The 15332-nt window shown below is 72.1% G+C and carries 12 protein-coding genes and 1 tRNA gene; 5 read left to right on the forward strand and 8 right to left on the reverse strand.

The features are described 5' to 3' along the window. Positions 1-6 precede the first annotated feature (6 nt). From ACWDVB_RS34480 to ACWDVB_RS34490, 3 genes are all read left to right on the forward strand, one after another. Positions 7-1695, forward strand: coding sequence for a protein phosphatase 2C domain-containing protein (locus ACWDVB_RS34480; protein ID WP_451612020.1), 1689 nt, complete (start codon positions 7-9; stop codon positions 1693-1695). A 70-nt stretch (positions 1696-1765) separates the two neighbouring features. Next, positions 1766-3127, forward strand: coding sequence for a vWA domain-containing protein (locus tag ACWDVB_RS34485; protein ID WP_451518058.1), 1362 nt, complete (start codon positions 1766-1768; stop codon positions 3125-3127). A gap of 67 nt (positions 3128-3194) precedes the next feature. Further along, positions 3195-4487: an FHA domain-containing protein gene (locus tag ACWDVB_RS34490; RefSeq protein ID WP_451518059.1), complete on the forward strand. Its 1293-nt coding sequence runs from the start codon at positions 3195-3197 to the stop codon at positions 4485-4487. A gap of 21 nt (positions 4488-4508) precedes the next feature. Here ACWDVB_RS34490 and ACWDVB_RS34495 read toward each other — a convergent pair whose 3' ends face one another. After that, a complete protein-coding gene (locus ACWDVB_RS34495) occupies positions 4509-5471 on the reverse strand; it encodes a methyltransferase domain-containing protein (protein WP_451518060.1) in 963 nt (320 codons plus the stop codon). Positions 5472-5598: 127 nt separating this feature from the next. On the opposite strand from ACWDVB_RS34495, the gene ACWDVB_RS34500 reads away from it, so the two are divergent. Continuing rightward, positions 5599-6012, forward strand: coding sequence for a globin (locus tag ACWDVB_RS34500; protein WP_451518061.1), 414 nt, complete (start codon positions 5599-5601; stop codon positions 6010-6012). Positions 6013-6034: 22 nt separating this feature from the next. Here ACWDVB_RS34500 and ACWDVB_RS34505 read toward each other — a convergent pair whose 3' ends face one another. The 7 genes from ACWDVB_RS34505 to ACWDVB_RS34535 form a co-directional block, all read right to left on the reverse strand. After that, on the reverse strand, positions 6035-6721 hold the full coding sequence (locus ACWDVB_RS34505; protein WP_451518062.1) for a hypothetical protein: 687 nt from the start codon (positions 6719-6721) through the stop codon (positions 6035-6037). Beyond that, on the reverse strand, positions 6718-7158 hold the full coding sequence (locus ACWDVB_RS34510) for an acyl-CoA thioesterase (RefSeq protein ID WP_451518063.1): 441 nt from the start codon (positions 7156-7158) through the stop codon (positions 6718-6720). Before ACWDVB_RS34510 ends, ACWDVB_RS34505 begins: the two co-directional genes overlap by 4 nt. A gap of 7 nt (positions 7159-7165) precedes the next feature. Continuing rightward, entirely contained in the window at positions 7166-8830 is a 1665-nt protein-coding gene (gene ettA / locus ACWDVB_RS34515) for an energy-dependent translational throttle protein EttA (RefSeq protein ID WP_451518064.1), read from the reverse strand. Between the two features lie 129 nt (positions 8831-8959). Continuing rightward, positions 8960-10369: a Cys-Gln thioester bond-forming surface protein gene (locus ACWDVB_RS34520; protein ID WP_451518065.1), complete on the reverse strand. Its 1410-nt coding sequence runs from the start codon at positions 10367-10369 to the stop codon at positions 8960-8962. Positions 10370-10738: 369 nt separating this feature from the next. Beyond that, positions 10739-11158, reverse strand: coding sequence for a single-stranded DNA-binding protein (locus tag ACWDVB_RS34525; RefSeq protein WP_451518066.1), 420 nt, complete (start codon positions 11156-11158; stop codon positions 10739-10741). Positions 11159-11313: 155 nt separating this feature from the next. Further along, complete coding sequence (locus ACWDVB_RS34530) at positions 11314-13248, reverse strand: GTPase (RefSeq protein ID WP_451518067.1); 1935 nt, start codon at positions 13246-13248, stop codon at positions 11314-11316. Between the two features lie 5 nt (positions 13249-13253). Beyond that, positions 13254-14948, reverse strand: a complete 1695-nt coding sequence (locus ACWDVB_RS34535; protein ID WP_451518068.1) for a GTPase domain-containing protein — start codon at positions 14946-14948, stop codon at positions 13254-13256. A 270-nt stretch (positions 14949-15218) separates the two neighbouring features. On the opposite strand from ACWDVB_RS34535, the gene ACWDVB_RS34540 reads away from it, so the two are divergent. Further along, positions 15219-15291: transfer RNA gene (locus tag ACWDVB_RS34540), tRNA-Arg, on the forward strand. Positions 15292-15332 lie beyond the last annotated feature (41 nt).

The following is a 15332-nucleotide window of genomic DNA, read 5'->3' on the forward strand; positions in this document are numbered from 1 at the left end:
CCGCAGATGCCCCAACTGTCTGCCTGTCCCGGCTGCGAGGAGCCGCTGGAGTCGGGTGACCTGTTCTGTGGTGCGTGCGGGTACGACCTGTCGGCGGTGCCGGCCCGTCCCGTCACGTCCCCCAACGGGGCCGCGGCCGGTCGGCCCTCCGAGTGGCCCGTCGCGCCCGAGGTCGACAGCTCCGACACCCCGGCGCCCACCCATCTCTCCACCGATCTGCCGGGCACGGACTCCGCGGGGACGGAGCTGACGGAGCCGGACGAGTACCCACTGCCGACGCCTGCCGCGCCGGATGCGATCGCCGCACCGGGTACGCCTGCCGCGCCGGGTGCACCCGCCGCCCCGGGAACGCCTCCCGTACCGGACGCGATCGCCGCACCGGGCACCCCTGCCGCGCCGAACGCGATTAGCGCCCTGGGCACTCCTGCCGCAACGGGTACGCCTCCCGTACCGGACACGCTTGCCGCCTCGGGCACTCCCGCCGCCCCGGGTACGCCTCCCGCCCCGAACGCGATCGCCGCACCGGGCACCCCTGCCGCGCCGGGTGCACCCGCCGCCCCGGGTACGCCTCCCGCCCCGGACGCGCTTGCCGCCCCAGGCACTCCTGCCGCACCCGACGCGCTTGCCGCCCCAGGGGCACCTCCCGCTCCAGGAACGCCTCCCGCCCCCGGCGCGCCTCCCGCCCCGGACGCGATGGCCGCCCCCGACGCGACGGTCACCCCCGACGCCGCGGCGACCGACCCGCGTACCAACGCACCCGACCCCGCCCTGCCCGCGGGCACCAAGCTCTGCGTGGCCTGCCGCTCCGGCCGCGTCGACCCGGACGGCTACTGCGAGAACTGCGGGCACGCCCAGCCGCGTGAGCGCGACCACATGGAGCAGGAGCTGGACGCGGTCGCCGCGGTCAGCGACCGGGGCCTGCGCCACCACCGCAACGAGGACGCGTTCGTGATCTCCGCGGCCGCGCTGGCCGACGGCTCCCCCGCCGTCGTCGCGATCGTCTGCGACGGCGTCTCCTCCGCGACCCGCCCCGACGAGGCATCCCTGGCCGCCTCCCGCGCCGCCAACGAGTCCCTGCAAGGCGCGCTGCCGCGCGGCACGCACCCGCAGCAGGCCATGCACGACGCCATCCTGTCGGCCGCCGACGCCGTCAACTCGCTGGCCGACGAGCCCACTTCCGCGCGCGAGCACAGCCCGCACCAGAACGCGCCCGCCTGCACCCTGGTCGGCGCGGTCGTCGCCGGAGGGCTGCTCGTGATCGGCTGGGTCGGCGACAGCCGCGCCTACTGGGTGCCCGACGACCGCAGCGGCCCCACCGTCCGCCTCACCGAGGACGACTCGTGGGCCGCGCAGATGGTCGCCGCGGGACTGATGAACGAGGCCGAGGCGTACGCCGACGAGCGCGCGCACGCCATCACCGGCTGGCTCGGCGCGGACGCGTACGAACTGGAGCCGCACACCGCTTCCTTCAAGCCGGACCGGGCGGGTGTAGTGGTGGTGTGCACGGACGGGCTGTGGAACTACGCGGAAGCGGTCGAGGAGATGGCGCGGGCCGTGCCCGCCGACGCCGCGGACCGGCCGCTGCACAGCGCCCAGGTGCTGGTCGGCCACGCGCTGGACGGCGGGGGCCACGACAACGTAACAGTGGCGGTCGTCCCGTTCCGGTACGCGCCGCAAGGGGCAGGATCGGCCTAGCGCCGGACGGGGGCCGGGGGCCGTACCGGGGCTGTCGGGAGTTCTGAGGATCTGAGGGGGAGCAGCATCCATGGCCATTTTCTCGAAGTCGAACGTGCCGCAGTTCTCGGTCGACGTCTACCAGAACGAGTTCCTGCCGGAGGGCGGCCGCGAGGTCAACGCCATCGCCACGGTGACCTCCACCGGGGGCGGCACCATCGGCACCGCGGTGGGCGCCCCGCATCTGTACTCCGCGGGGCAGAGCCCGGACGCCGCCGTGGCGATCATGGTGGACTGCTCCGGCTCCATGGACTATCCGCCGACGAAGATGCGGGGCGCCAGGGACGCCACGGCCGCCGCCATCGACGCCGTGCGCGACGGCGTGCGCTTCGCGGTGATCGGCGGTACGCACGTCGCCAAGGAGGTCTATCCGGGCAACGGCCGCCTGGCGGTGGCGAGCCCGGAGACCCGCGAGCATGCCAGGCAGGCGCTGCGCAGGCTCAGCGCGGGCGGCGGCACGGCGATCGGCACCTGGCTGCGGCTCGCCGACCGCCTGCTGGCCTCCGCCGACGTACCCGACTCCGCGGTGCGGCACGGCATCCTGCTCACCGACGGCCGCAATGAACACGAGTCACCCGACGCCCTCAAGGCCGCGCTCGAATCCTGCGCGGGCCGCTTCACCTGCGACGCCCGCGGCGTCGGCACGGACTGGGAGGTGAAGGAGGTCACAGGGATAGCCTCCGCGCTGCTCGGCACCGCCGACATCGTCGCCGACCCGGCCCATCTCTCCGCCGACTTCACACAGATGATGGAGACGGCGATGGGCAAGGAGGTCGCCGACGTCAGCCTGCGGCTGTGGACGCCGGTGGGCGTGGAGATCAAGTTCGTCAAGCAAGTGGCGCCCAGGGTCGAGGAGTTGACCGACCGCCGTACGGAGGTGGGGCCGCGCGCCGGGGACTACCCGACGGGGTCCTGGGGCGACGAGTCCCGCGACTACCACGTCTGTGTACAGGTGCCGACCGCCGACCTCGGCCAGGAGATGCTCGCGGCCCGGGTCTCCCTGGTCGTACCGCAGGGCGACGGGAGCGCGCAGACGCTGTCACAGGGCCTGGTGCGGGCGGTGTGGACGGACGACATGGCCGCCTCCACCTCCATCAATCCGCAGGTCGCGCACTACACGGGCCAGGCGGAACTGGCGCAAGTCATCCAGCAGGGTCTGGACGCCCGCAAATCGGGAGATGTCGACGGGGCGACCGCCAAACTGGGCCGCGCCGTCCAGCTGGCGGCCGCCTCGGGCAACGCGGATACGGCGAAACTGCTTTCGAAGGTGGTGGACGTGGTGGATGCCGCGGAAGGTACTGTTCGATTGAAGGCGAAGGTCGCCGAGGCGGACGAGATGACACTTGAGACTCGCTCGACGAAGACCGTTCGCGTGAAGAAGCACCAGCAGTAGCAGCAGTGGAAGAACGTCCGCGTACGTACGGCCCTCGGGCCGGAGAAGGAGAGGGGGAAGCGCCGACATGCCGACCTGCCCGAACGGACACCAGTCGGGTTCCGACGACTGGTGCGAGGTCTGCGGTCACCGCATGGCCGGTGCCGTACCGCCGCCCCCTCCTCCCCCGCCGCCCGCGGCCGGGTACGGCTATCCGCCGCCGCCCCCCGGCCAGGACCCGAACTTCCCGCAGCCCGGCCCGGGGCGCCCGCATCTGGCCGCCGTGCCGGAACCGGCGCCCGAGGCGGAGCTCTGCCCGCAGTGCCGCACGCCCCGCGAGGCGAACGCGCCGTTCTGCGAGGAGTGCCGCTGGAACTTCCTGACGAACACGGCGACGTCGTACACCCCGGCCGCGCCCAACCCGCCGCTGCCGGGCACCCAGGGCGGTCCCGGTGTGCCTCCGCAGCACCCCGGGCAGGGCCCGTACGAGTACCAGGGTTCGCGCCCCTCGCAGATGAACCGCCCCGCGGAGCCGATCCCGCCGTTCGGCAACGGCGGAGGCAACGGCAACGGCGGGCGTCCCGATCAGCCCGGTCCCGGTCAGCAGGGCCCCGGCCAGCAGGGCTACGGCGGGCAAGGCCCCGGCCAGGCCCCGCCTCCCGGCGCCCCGCAGGCCTTCCAGCAGCCGGGTCCGCCCGCGTTCCCGCAGGAGACCGGCGCCCCGCAGGGACCGCCTCCCCCGCCGCAGCCCGGCTCCGGCGGCCCGTCCTTCGGCGGAGGCGACGACGACTGGGTGATCTCGCCGCCGTCGTCCCCGGCGCAGCAGCAGCCGTTCCAGCGGCAGGACGTTTTCCAGCAGGTTCCCCCGCAGCACCAGGCTCCGCAGCAGCAGGCGTCGCAGCCGCCACAGCAGCAGCCCCCGCAGCCGCAGGTATCGCAGCCGCAGGTATCGCAGCCGCAGGCGCCGCAGGGCCCCGGCACGTGGACGGCGACGATCGGTCCCGACCGCGAGTACTTCATGGCGATGATGCAGCGCAGCGGCCCCGAGGCGTCGGGCCTGAACCTGCCCGCGTACTCCCCGGAGCAGCAGCGCCCGCTGGCCGGCAACCAGATCAGCATCGGCCGCCGCCGCCACTCCACGGGCGACACCCCGGACATCGACCTGTCAGTGCCTCCGGAGGACCCGGGCGTCTCGCACCAGCACGCGGTGCTTGTCCAGCAGCCGGACGGCAGCTGGGCGGTCGTCGACCAGAACTCCACGAACGGCACCACGGTCAACGGCGGCGAGGAGCCCATCCAGCCGTTCGTCCCCGTCCCGCTCCAGGACGGCGACCAGGTGCACGTGGGCGCCTGGACGACGATCACGGTCCGCCGCGACTGACCACCCTTCTGTAGCGGGCGGTCACAGTGGCCAGGCGTACGGGCCTTCGGGGTCGTCAAGCCAGGCCCACTCGTACCGCCCGCGCACGCTGACCCCGAAGCGCTCCCGCACCGGCCGGCCCTCGCGCTCCCACAGCGCCAGCGCCTCGTGCGGGTCGAGGCTGCCCCCGGTCAGCTCCAGAAGGAAACGGAACAGCTCGTTCTGCATGGCCCTGCGCGGCAGCCCTCCGATGTGCTGCTCGTGCGGGGTCTTTCCGCTGCCGCCGCGCAGCGGCACGAAGTAGGCGGGCGTGTGCAGGAAGCGCCCCTCGGCGTGCTCCGCGTCGCGCACGGTCAGCGCGATCAGGCCGGTGGCCAGCGGCGCGAGGACACGGGCGCCGGGCGCGCACTGGGCGAGCCAGAGCCGGGGCACCGAGGTGAGGGTGCAGGTGGCGATGATCCGGTCGTAGGGCGCGCGCTCGGGACAGCCGACCGCCCCGTCGCCCGTCACCACGGCCGGGCGGTGCCCGGCGGCCGCGAGGTGCCGCCGCGCGGACTCCGTGATCTCGGGGTCGAGGTCGACGGTGGTGACGTGGTCGTCGCCGAGCCGGTGGGCGAGCAGCGCCGCGTTGTAGCCGGTGCCGGCGCCGATCTCCAGGACGCGGTCGTCCTCACGTACCTCCAGTTCGGTGAGCATCTTCGCCATCAGGGACGGCTGGCTGCTGGACGAGACCAGTTCCCCGTCGCGTACGCGGGTCGCGAGCGGCGCGTCCGCGTAGGCGCCGCGCAGCCAGCGGGTGCGGCGCGCGGCGTCGGGGTCCTCGCCCCACAGCCGTTCGTAGGCGCCGCCCCTGCCGATGATGTAGTAGTACGGCACGAACAGATGGCGCGGCACCGCCTCGAACGCCGCCCGCCAGGCGGGATCGGCCCGCCAGGCCCCGCTTGCCTCGATCTCACGCACGAGGGCGGTGCGGACCTCGGCCACGAGTGCAGGATCGGGTTCCATGAGTCCACTGTGCTGCGCGGACGCCGCCGATGCGAGTGGCGGGAGCGGGATGATCCCGTGCGGCCCCGGGGAAGGCCGAAGGGGGATGGTCCTAAGCCTTCAGTCCTCGGTCGCCCCGTCTGAGACCATGGACGGTGTGAAAGAGATCCCGCGCGGCACGCTTCAGGAGCAGACCTACTACGAACAGGTCGGCGGCGAGGAGACCTTCCGGCGCCTGGTGCACCTCTTCTACCAGGGGGTCGCGGAGGACCCGCTGCTGCGGCCGATGTACCCGGAGGGCGACCTGGGTCCGGCGGAGGAGCGCCTCGCGCTCTTCCTGATGCAGTACTGGGGCGGCCCCCGCACCTACAGCGACAACCGCGGCCACCCGCGCCTGCGCATGCGGCACGCGCCGTTCACGGTGGACAGGGCGGCGCACGACGCCTGGCTGAAGCACATGCGCGCGGCGGTCGACCAGCTCGGGCTCTCGGAGGAGCACGAGCGGACGCTGTGGAACTACCTGACGTACGCGGCGGCGTCGATGGTGAACTCCGAGGGCTGACCCGGCCGCGCCCGTCGAAACGTCAGGCGGGCGTGACCGAGAGCCCGCCGACGCCGGCCCGCCGCACCGCGACGGACCCATAAGCCGTACGCAGTCGCAGCCACGCCCCCGAGGACAGCAGGGTCAGCGTGTCCCCCCGCAGGAATCCCAGCGACTGCGCGGCGTGCGCGGCGCGGACGGGCAGCCCCGTCTCGCCGATCGTGCGGGACCAGATCTCCCGGCCCACGCGGTCCAGCTCGGCGCGCACGCGCCGCTCCGTCGGCAACTCCTCGACGCGGGCCTTGAATTCGGTGACGGCGGCCGCCACCAGGCCCCGCACCGCGTCCGCCGCGGGAAGCCCCGGCTCCTGGCGCCAGCCGCCCCGCGGCGGCAGCACGCCCGCCCACGGGGGCCCGGTCACGGCCTCGGGCACGGCGGCGACACCTGCCGCCGTCACGGACTGCGCCGACCCGCCCACGGACTCCAGGAACTCACCGGCGGAGACGGTGACGTCGAGCGTGGTGTGGATCCCGTTCTCGTACGGCTTGGCGAGCCGCGCCGTACGGATGACGAGCACCTCGAACGACGGCGGCCGCCCGAACACGGCGAGCGTGTCCCCGGCGGCCTGCAGCCGCACGGCGGCCGCCTTGTCGTAGTGGATCAGCCGCGCCAGGAAGGCGGCGAGGTCCGCCGCCTCCCCGGCATCGGCGAAGTGCAGCCGCGAGGTCATGCGGCAAGCGCCCCCGAGCCACTGTCGGAACCGTCGTCGACGTACGCCTCCAGGAACGACCTCTCCTCTGCGGAGATCCGCCGCGGCCGCTGCGCTTCCAGATCGAACGGCACGACCACGGTCGAGGCCCGCACATACACCTGGTCCGCGTCCTTGATCTCGTAGGCGATGGTCAGCGACGCCGCACCGATCTTCGTCACCCACGACTCGATGGTGACCGGCTCGTGCCGGTGCACCAACGGCCGTACGTAGTCGATCTCGTGGCGGGCCACGACCGATCCGCCGGAGAACGACGGGGACCCGTCACCGGGCGCGAGCCGGAACATGAAGTCGATGCGCGCCTCTTCCAGGTACCGCAGGAAGACGACGTTGTTGACGTGCCCGAAGGCGTCCATGTCCGACCAGCGCAGCGGGCACTGGTATATGTGTCGAGCCACGGCCGCCTCAGCCTCGGGTCAGCTTCTTGTAGGTGGCACGGTGCGGACGGGCCGCGTCGGCGCCGAGACGCTCGATCTTGTTCTTCTCGTACGACTCGAAGTTGCCCTCGAACCAGTACCACTTGGAGTCACCCTCGTACGCCAGGATGTGCGTGGCGACCCGGTCGAGGAACCACCGGTCGTGAGAGATCACGACAGCGGCACCCGGGAACTCCAGGAGCGCGTTCTCCAGGGAGGACAGGGTCTCGACGTCCAGGTCGTTCGTCGGCTCGTCGAGGAGGAGCAGGTTGCCGCCCTCCTTGAGGGTCAGCGCCAGGTTGAGGCGGTTGCGCTCACCACCGGAGAGCACCCCGGCCGGCTTCTGCTGGTCCGGACCCTTGAAGCCAAAGGCGGAGACGTACGCCCGCGACGGCATCTCGACCTGGCCGACGTTGATGTAGTCCAGCTCGTCCGAGACGACGGCCCACAGCGTCTTCTTCGGGTCGATGTTGGCGCGGCTCTGGTCGACGTAGGAGATCTTGACCGTGTCGCCGACCTTGATCTTGCCGGAGTCCGGCGTCTCCAGGCCCTGGATCATCTTGAACAGCGTGGTCTTGCCCGCGCCGTTCGGACCGATGATGCCGACGATGCCGTTGCGCGGCAGCGTGAAGCTCAGGTCGTCGATCAGGACCTTGTCACCGAAGGCCTTCGACAGGTTCTCGACCTCGACGACGATCGAGCCGAGACGCGGGCCCGGCGGAATCTGGATCTCCTCGAAGTCCAGCTTGCGCATCTTGTCCGCCTCGGCGGCCATCTCCTCGTAGCGCGCCAGACGCGCCTTGGACTTGGCCTGCCGCCCCTTGGCGTTGGACCGCACCCACTCAAGCTCTTCCTTGAGCCTCTTGGCGCGCTTGGCGTCCTTCTGGCCCTCGACCTTGAGCCGGGACTGCTTCTTCTCCAGGTACGTGGAGTAGTTGCCCTCGTAGGCGATGGCGCGGCCGCGGTCGAGCTCGAGGATCCACTGGGCGACGTTGTCCAGGAAGTACCGGTCGTGGGTGACGGCGATGACGCAACCCGCGTACTTCGCGAGGTGCTGCTCCAGCCAGTTCACCGACTCGGCGTCGAGGTGGTTGGTGGGCTCGTCGAGGAGCAGCAGGTCGGGCGCCTCGATGAGGAGCTTGCAGAGCGCGACGCGGCGCTTCTCACCACCGGAGAGGTTGGTGACGGGCCAGTCGCCGGGCGGGCAGCCCAGCGCGTCCATGGCCTGCTCCAGCTGGGCGTCCAGGTCCCACGCGTTGGCGTGGTCCAGGTCCTCCTGGAGCTTGCCCATCTCCTCCATGAGCGCGTCCGAGTAGTCGGTCGCCATGAGCTCCGCGACCTCGTTGAAGCGCCGGAGCTTGCCCATGATCTCGGCGGCGCCGTCCTGGACGTTCTCCAGAACGGTCTTCGACTCGTCGAGCTGCGGCTCCTGCATGAGGATGCCGACGGTGTACCCGGGCGAGAGGAACGCGTCACCGTTGGACGGCTGCTCGAGCCCGGCCATGATCTTCAGCACCGTGGACTTACCGGCGCCGTTGGGGCCCACGACACCGATCTTCGCGCCAGGAAGGAAGCTCAAGGTGACGTCGTCGAGGATCACCTTGTCGCCGTGCGCCTTGCGCGTCTTGCGCATGGTGTAGATGTACTCAGCCAAGAGAAACCGTCCGGCAATCAGTGAGTGGGCAGATACACCCCATCTTGCCTGACTGCCACCCCTCGGAGGAAACCGGCTGGTTCGCCGTCGGGGGGCCAGAGGCCGGGGCTGGGGTCGTGGCCCCTTTCCTCACTTCTCGGTGGTCGTCTCCTCCGGTGTCTGTGCCGGGTCCTTCTTGGTGCGCAGGAGGAAGACCGCCGCGCCGCCGAGCAGGACGAACGCCACCGCTATGCCGGCGATCAGCGGCGTATTGCTGGAGCTGCCGGTCTCGGCCAGGTCGGTGCCGCCCGAGGTGCCGCCCGCCGACGCGGGGCTCGGCTCGGAGACGGGCTGCGCCTTCGTGCCGATCGTGCTGGCCTCGGTCCGGCAGTCGAGTACGCCCTTGAACCGCTTGTCGACGCCGTTCGGACCCTTGATCGTGAAGTCGTAGGGCTGGTCCTCCTGCAACGGGATCGTCACCGTCTGCGACGCGCCCGCCTTGATCGTGTGCTTGAACCCCATCAGCCGGAAGGTGAACGGAGCGTCGCCCTTGTTGCTCGCGGTGATGTCCACGCCGCCCTTGGCGCAGTTCTTCTCCGCCGAGAGCGCCGGTATCGCGCCCTTGGCGGCCCAGTCGGCCGTGGCCGTCGCCGACACCGTCGACTCGCTGGAGCCCGCGAGGATCTGCGTCTGGCTCCTGGTCTCGGAGGTGAAGGCCCGGCCGACCGGCACGGTGGTCGACGCCTGTACGGAGATCGCGGCCGAGCCGTCCGGTGTGTCCTTCGGGACGTCGAAGTAGAGCCGGCTGCCGTCGCGCGCGGACTTCACCCGCTTGCCGTCCTTGCCGACGACCCTCACACCGCTCGCCGCGGAGTCCGTGGGCGGTGTCACCGTCACCGCGTCCGCGTCGGTCCGCACGGTGACCGGGCCGAGCCGCTCCCCGGTCTTCCCGGAGACGGCGGGCGGCTCCAGCGTGAGTGACGCCTTGGGCTCCGCGCCGCCCCGCGCGCTCTTGTGCAGATAGTCGGCGAGCTTCTCGGCCTGCGGGTCGACGGCGTCGACCTTCGCACCGTCCGAGTACCGCCAGATCGCCACCTGGGTGCCGGCCGCGGCGGCCTGCTCGGTGAGGGACGTGGCACCCGCCTTCTTGGCGAGCGCCGCGAGGTCGTTCACCTGAGGGTAGGAATGCTGGAGGATCCAGCGGATCCGGCCCGCGTCGCGGTTGCCGTTCAGCGAGGTGCCGCTCCAGGGGGTCTCCTGGTACTTGGCGTCCTTCTGCGTGGGGTTGTGGATGTCGACGCAGTACGTCTGGAGGGTGCCGCCGTTCTCCACGGACATCTCGAAGAGCCCGGCGGGGACCCGCTGCGAGCTGCCGTTGTCACGGATGACCGCCTGGCCGTACGTCTGCAATCCGCCCAGCGTCGCGGTCGCACCGCCCCGGTGCTGCGGCACCTCTTCCGCCGCGGCCGCTCCCGCGCCGGCCACCGCTCCCGCGGCGGCGAGGCCGGACGCCACCGTCACGACGGCGAGACGGGCGACGCCTCGACTACGTATGGACAACGCAGAAAACACTGAATTCCCCTCCAGGCGGGACCCGTTCACGACGATGGGGGGTGGTCCCGCCAGCAGATTGAAAGGGGCAGGATCACCTGTCACCTGCGTGGCATCTCCTGCCGACTGCCCCGTGAGCTACGTTCGGCATCCTAAGGAAGCGGCACACCACGACCCCCGGTCATACCGTCGGATAGACGATCCGACTCGGAATCGTTATCGCCAACACCCCTTCCGAGCTGGGCTTATCGACAAATCAACGACCTTGGGCAACCTTGATCAGCCTTGCAGGCATCCATTCGTCGATAAGCCGCGCATCGGTCGCCGTCGATATCGCCCCGCCCCGCACCCTGGTGGGCGTGCCCACCTGACCTACCGTCATCCCACCGGTTCCGGCTCCGCCTCCCGCACTGACACCGGTTCCGTCAGCGACGCGTCCGCCTTGGACACCCGCCGGAACGCCGCCGTACCGCGCGACAGATCGTGGCCGATGGCCTGCGCGTCGATGTCCGCCGAGGTCCAGTGCTGCCCGCCGCGCTCCTCGTCACGCACCTTCAACCTGCCCTGCACGATGACCGGTTCGCCCACCGAGAGCGAGCCCTGCACATTCCTGCCGAGCGACCGATTGGCCCACACCGTGAAGAAATTGGTGTGCCCGTCGATCCAGGTGTCCTTCACCGCGTCGAAGTACCGCGCCGTCACCGCGAGCCGGAACCGCGCCACCGGTCCCGACGGCAACTCCCGGTACACCGGCGTCGTCGCGACGTTCCCCACCACCGTCACCTGCGTCTCGTTCATGCCCAGCCCCTCCCATGCGTCCGTCTGCGCCGCCGCGCCTTCCGCGGCTGCGATCTCAGACTGCACCGCTGGCGCCGGGCCCGCTGAGCCCTGTGCACTACCCGCCGGTTGTGGAAAACTCCGTCACCCTCCTCACCCCCACGGGCGCACCCGCATCACCTCAGCCCGGCACGCGACGCCCCCGTCACCCGCACGTACTGCTCCATGACCTCGCGGTACCGCAGCAGCTCGGCCGCCACCGGATCCAGGACCCAGGCCCGCCCGCATCCGGCGGCCGCATCCCGCAGCCGCCTTTCCACCTCGTGCCCGTACCTGCGGGCGGGCCCCCGCGCCGCGATGCGGCTCGCCCACTCCACGCAGGGGCCGCCCGCGATGCCCGCCAGCATCAGCAGCGCCGGTACGCCGAGGTTCGGCTCGGCGATGCCGATGATCTGCCCCACGAGCCAGAGGCCGCCCACGACCTGGAGCAGCGTCATCGCCGCCTGCGCGAGGACCGCGGCCGGCCACCAGCCGGGCCGCGGTGGGCGCCCGGTCGGCACGCCCGCCGTCACCGCCAGTTCGTCGAGCGCCTCGGGCAGCCCTTCGGCACCGCGCACCGCGGCCTCCCGCACGGCCTGCCCCCAGGGCACGGGCAGCCCCGCCGCCGCCTCGTCGGCCACCGTGCGCACGGCGTGCTCCACGCGCTGGCGCGCCGTCGCCTCCTCGTCCACCAGGGTGGGCACGAGGGGCGTCGAGGAACTGTCCGGCGAGCGCTGTGCCTCGTACCACCGCCACAGCTTGAACCATGGGTCGCCGCACGCCTTGCCCGCGTGCCTGCGCCAGGCCCGCTCCGCCGCGTCGCCCGCGGCGGCGGCGCCCACCGCGTCCGCGAGGCGGTCGGCGAACTCCTCGCGGGCCTCCTCGCTGAGCCCGACGCGCCCGCGGTTCCGGCCGCCGGGCGACCCGGCGACGTACACCGGACGCAGACGTTCCGCGGCGGCGTCCAGGTCGGCGGAGATCCGGCGGGCCGCGGCGCCCCGCTCCTGGGTGAACTGGCCGAGCGCCTCGCGCAGTTCACCGAGGCCCTCACCGGTCAGCGCGGAGAGCGCGAGCACCGTGGCACCCGGTTCACCGTGTTCGCCGAGCGCGATGCCGTCCTCGTCGAGGACCCGCCGCAGGTCGTCGAGGACCTGGTCGGCGGCGTCGCCGGGGAGCCGGTCGGTCTGGTTGAGGACTACGAAGGTGACCTCGGCGTGCCCGGCCATGGGCCGCAGATAGCGCTCGTGGAGCATCGCGTCGGCGTACTTCTCCGGGTCGACGACCCAGATGACGGCGTCGACGAGCGCGAGGATCCGGTCGACGTGCTCGCGGTGCTCGCCGACCGCCGAGTCGTGGTCGGGCAGGTCGATGAGTACGAGCCCCTGGAGCTCGTCGGCGCCGGGCCCCTGGAGGGGACGGCGGCGCAGCCGTCCCGGGATGCCGAGCCGGTCGAGCAGCCCCGCGGCGCCGTCCGTCCAGCTGCATCCGATGGGCGCCGCGGTGGTCGGCCTGCGTACGCCCGTCTCGGAGATCATCACGCCGGCGAGGGCGTTGAAGAGCGTGGACTTGCCGCTGCCGGTGGCGCCCGCGATGGCGACGACGGTGTGCCGGTCGGAGAGCTTGCGCCGGGTGGCGGCCTCGTCGAGGACGCGGCCGGCCTCGGCGAGTGTGCCGCTGTCGAGGCGGGTGCGGGAGAGCCCGACGAGTTCGCGCAGCGCGTCGAGCCGCCCTCTCAGGGGGCCTTCGTACGAAGTGGGCTTCCCGGAGGGAGCGTAGGCGCGGACCCCGGACCCGGACCCGGACCCCATCCTGAGCCCGGAGCCGGACCCGATCCCGATGCCGGTGCCCGGGGGTCTTGTGCCCTCCGCGACGCGGCGGGCGATGAGGCCGTCGTCCCAGGCCTCTTCGGAGTCGTCGTCCGGTTGGCCGGAGGGGTCCTTCCGCCCCTCCCGCTCCTCCCGCTCCTCCCGGTCACTGCTTCGCTCCTCACGGTGCTCACGGTGCTCAGGCTCCTTCCGCTCCTCCCGCTCCTCCCGCTCGTCGCGTTCGGTGTGATCAGTGACGGCAGTCACCGCGGTCACCTCTCCTTCTGCAGTACGGACAGGGCGGCGATCAGTTCGGCCTGGGGTTCGGGGTGCACTTCGAGGGCGTCCAAGGGGGCGAGCCGCCGGTCCCGCTCGGTGGCGAGGACCTTCTCCAGGTAGTCGGTCAGCAGGCGCCCGCCCCGGTCGCGCAGCCGGACCGCGCCCTGGGCGCCGATCCGCTCGGCGAGGATCTCGCCGGCCGCCCGGGCGCGGTGCCCGCCGAGGAGGGCGGTGGCGAGCAGCGCGGCGACGGCCTCGGGGTCGGGGAGCGGGGTCTTGTCGACCCTCTCCATCCCGCGCACCTCGTCGTCGGCGTACTCCTCCAGGACGCGCCGCCACCTGCGGACGGCCATCCCGATGCGGTGCTCGGCGCTCTCCATCCGGGGGTCGCGGTCGGCGAGGCCGGGGGCGGCCGCGGCGGGTTCGCGCCGCCAGGCCTCGTCGATGCGCTCGTCGGCGGCGGTGACGGCGCACAGCAGCAGCGCCTCCAGGCTCTCGGCGATGGCGTCGAGCAGTTCGCCGGCCCCGCAGTCGAGCGGGTAGCTGCGCCACCGTTTCAGGGCGTCCCCCGCGAGTACGGCGCCCGCCTGCAATCGCCCCTGTACGCGCGCGTGCTCGTTGTCGTACGCCTCGTCGACGGCGGAGGTGAGCCGCAGGGCGGCGGCGTACTGGGCTGCGACGGCGCCCGCCAGCTCGGGCAGCCGGGAGTCGAGCGAACGGATGACGCCGTGGGCCGTACGGGCGATGGCGTGGGAGCGGGCCGAGGGCTCCTGCACCCGTTGGGTGAGCCAGGCGCGCAGCGGCGCGACGGCGGTGGCGGGGAGCAGCCCGCCGCCGCCCGCGGACTCGGGCAGTTCGGGCACGGTGAAGCGGGGTACGTCGCCGAGGCCCGCCTTGGCGAGCAGGGCGCCGTACTGCCGGGAGACCTCGGTCACGACCTGGTGGGGCACGCGGTCGAGGACGGTGACGAGGGTGGCGTCGTGCTCCTTGGCGGTACGCAGCAGATGCCAGGGCACCGCGTCGGCGTACCGCGAGGCGGTGGTGACCATCACCCATACGTCGGCCGCGGAGATCAGCTCTGCGGCGAGTACGCGGTTCTCGGCGATGAGCGAGTCGACGTCGGGTGCGTCGAGGAGGGCGAGCCCGCGCGGCAGGCTGTGGACGGTCTCGATCCGCAGGGCGCGCTCCAGCTCGCCCCCGATCGCGGGCGGATCGACGCCGCTGTCCCCTCCCTCCTCCTCCCCTTCGCCGCCTTCCGCGGGTTCCTGTCGCGGCATCCACACGCGCGTGAGGTCCGGCAGGATCCTCATGTCGGCGAACCAGTGATGGTCGTCCGGATGGCAGACGAGCACCGGCGTGCGCGTCGTGGGCCGCAGCACGCCCGCCTCGCTGACCTGCCTCCCCACGAGGGAGTTCACGAGCGTGGACTTGCCCGCTCCGGTGGATCCGCCGATGACGGCGAGCAGGGGCGCTTCGGGTGCCTTGAGCCGGGGCACCAGATAGTCATCGAGCTGTGCGAGCAACTCGTCCCGGTTGGCACGCGCGCGTGGCGCCCCCGGAAGCGGGAGCGGAAAGCGTGCGGCGGCGACACGCTCGCGCAGGGCGGAGAGTGCGTCAAGCAATTGAGGCCGTACGTCCAAGGTCACCACATGCGAAGAATGCCCAATTTTGGCGGCTTTCTGAAGCATATAGTCGCTTCTGCGCGCCGCTCGGACACGGGGGATGGAAGGGGCGACCGGGGCGGAGGCATAACGAGTGCACAACACCCGGGGCGTGAGACGCCAAAAGCGATGCGAGATTCGCACCTGCCTGCGATTATCAGGACCGCTTCACCGAACCTCCACATCGCGGCGCGGAGGCGAAGCACCAGGGACAGGGCCCCGGGAGCCCTATCCTTGTCCCCGGCAAAGGTCACGGATCTCCCCCACATCCGCCCCCACGCCACCCGGCCACACCCGGCCCCCGTAGCTCAGTGGATAGAGCAGGCGCCTTCTAAGCGCTTGGCCGCAGGTTCGAGTCCTGCCGGGGGCACTCACACCACTTGACCAGCGGACACGCTGGTCGCTGGTCAT

It is taken from the genome of Streptomyces sp. NPDC003379 (genome assembly GCF_053589195.1).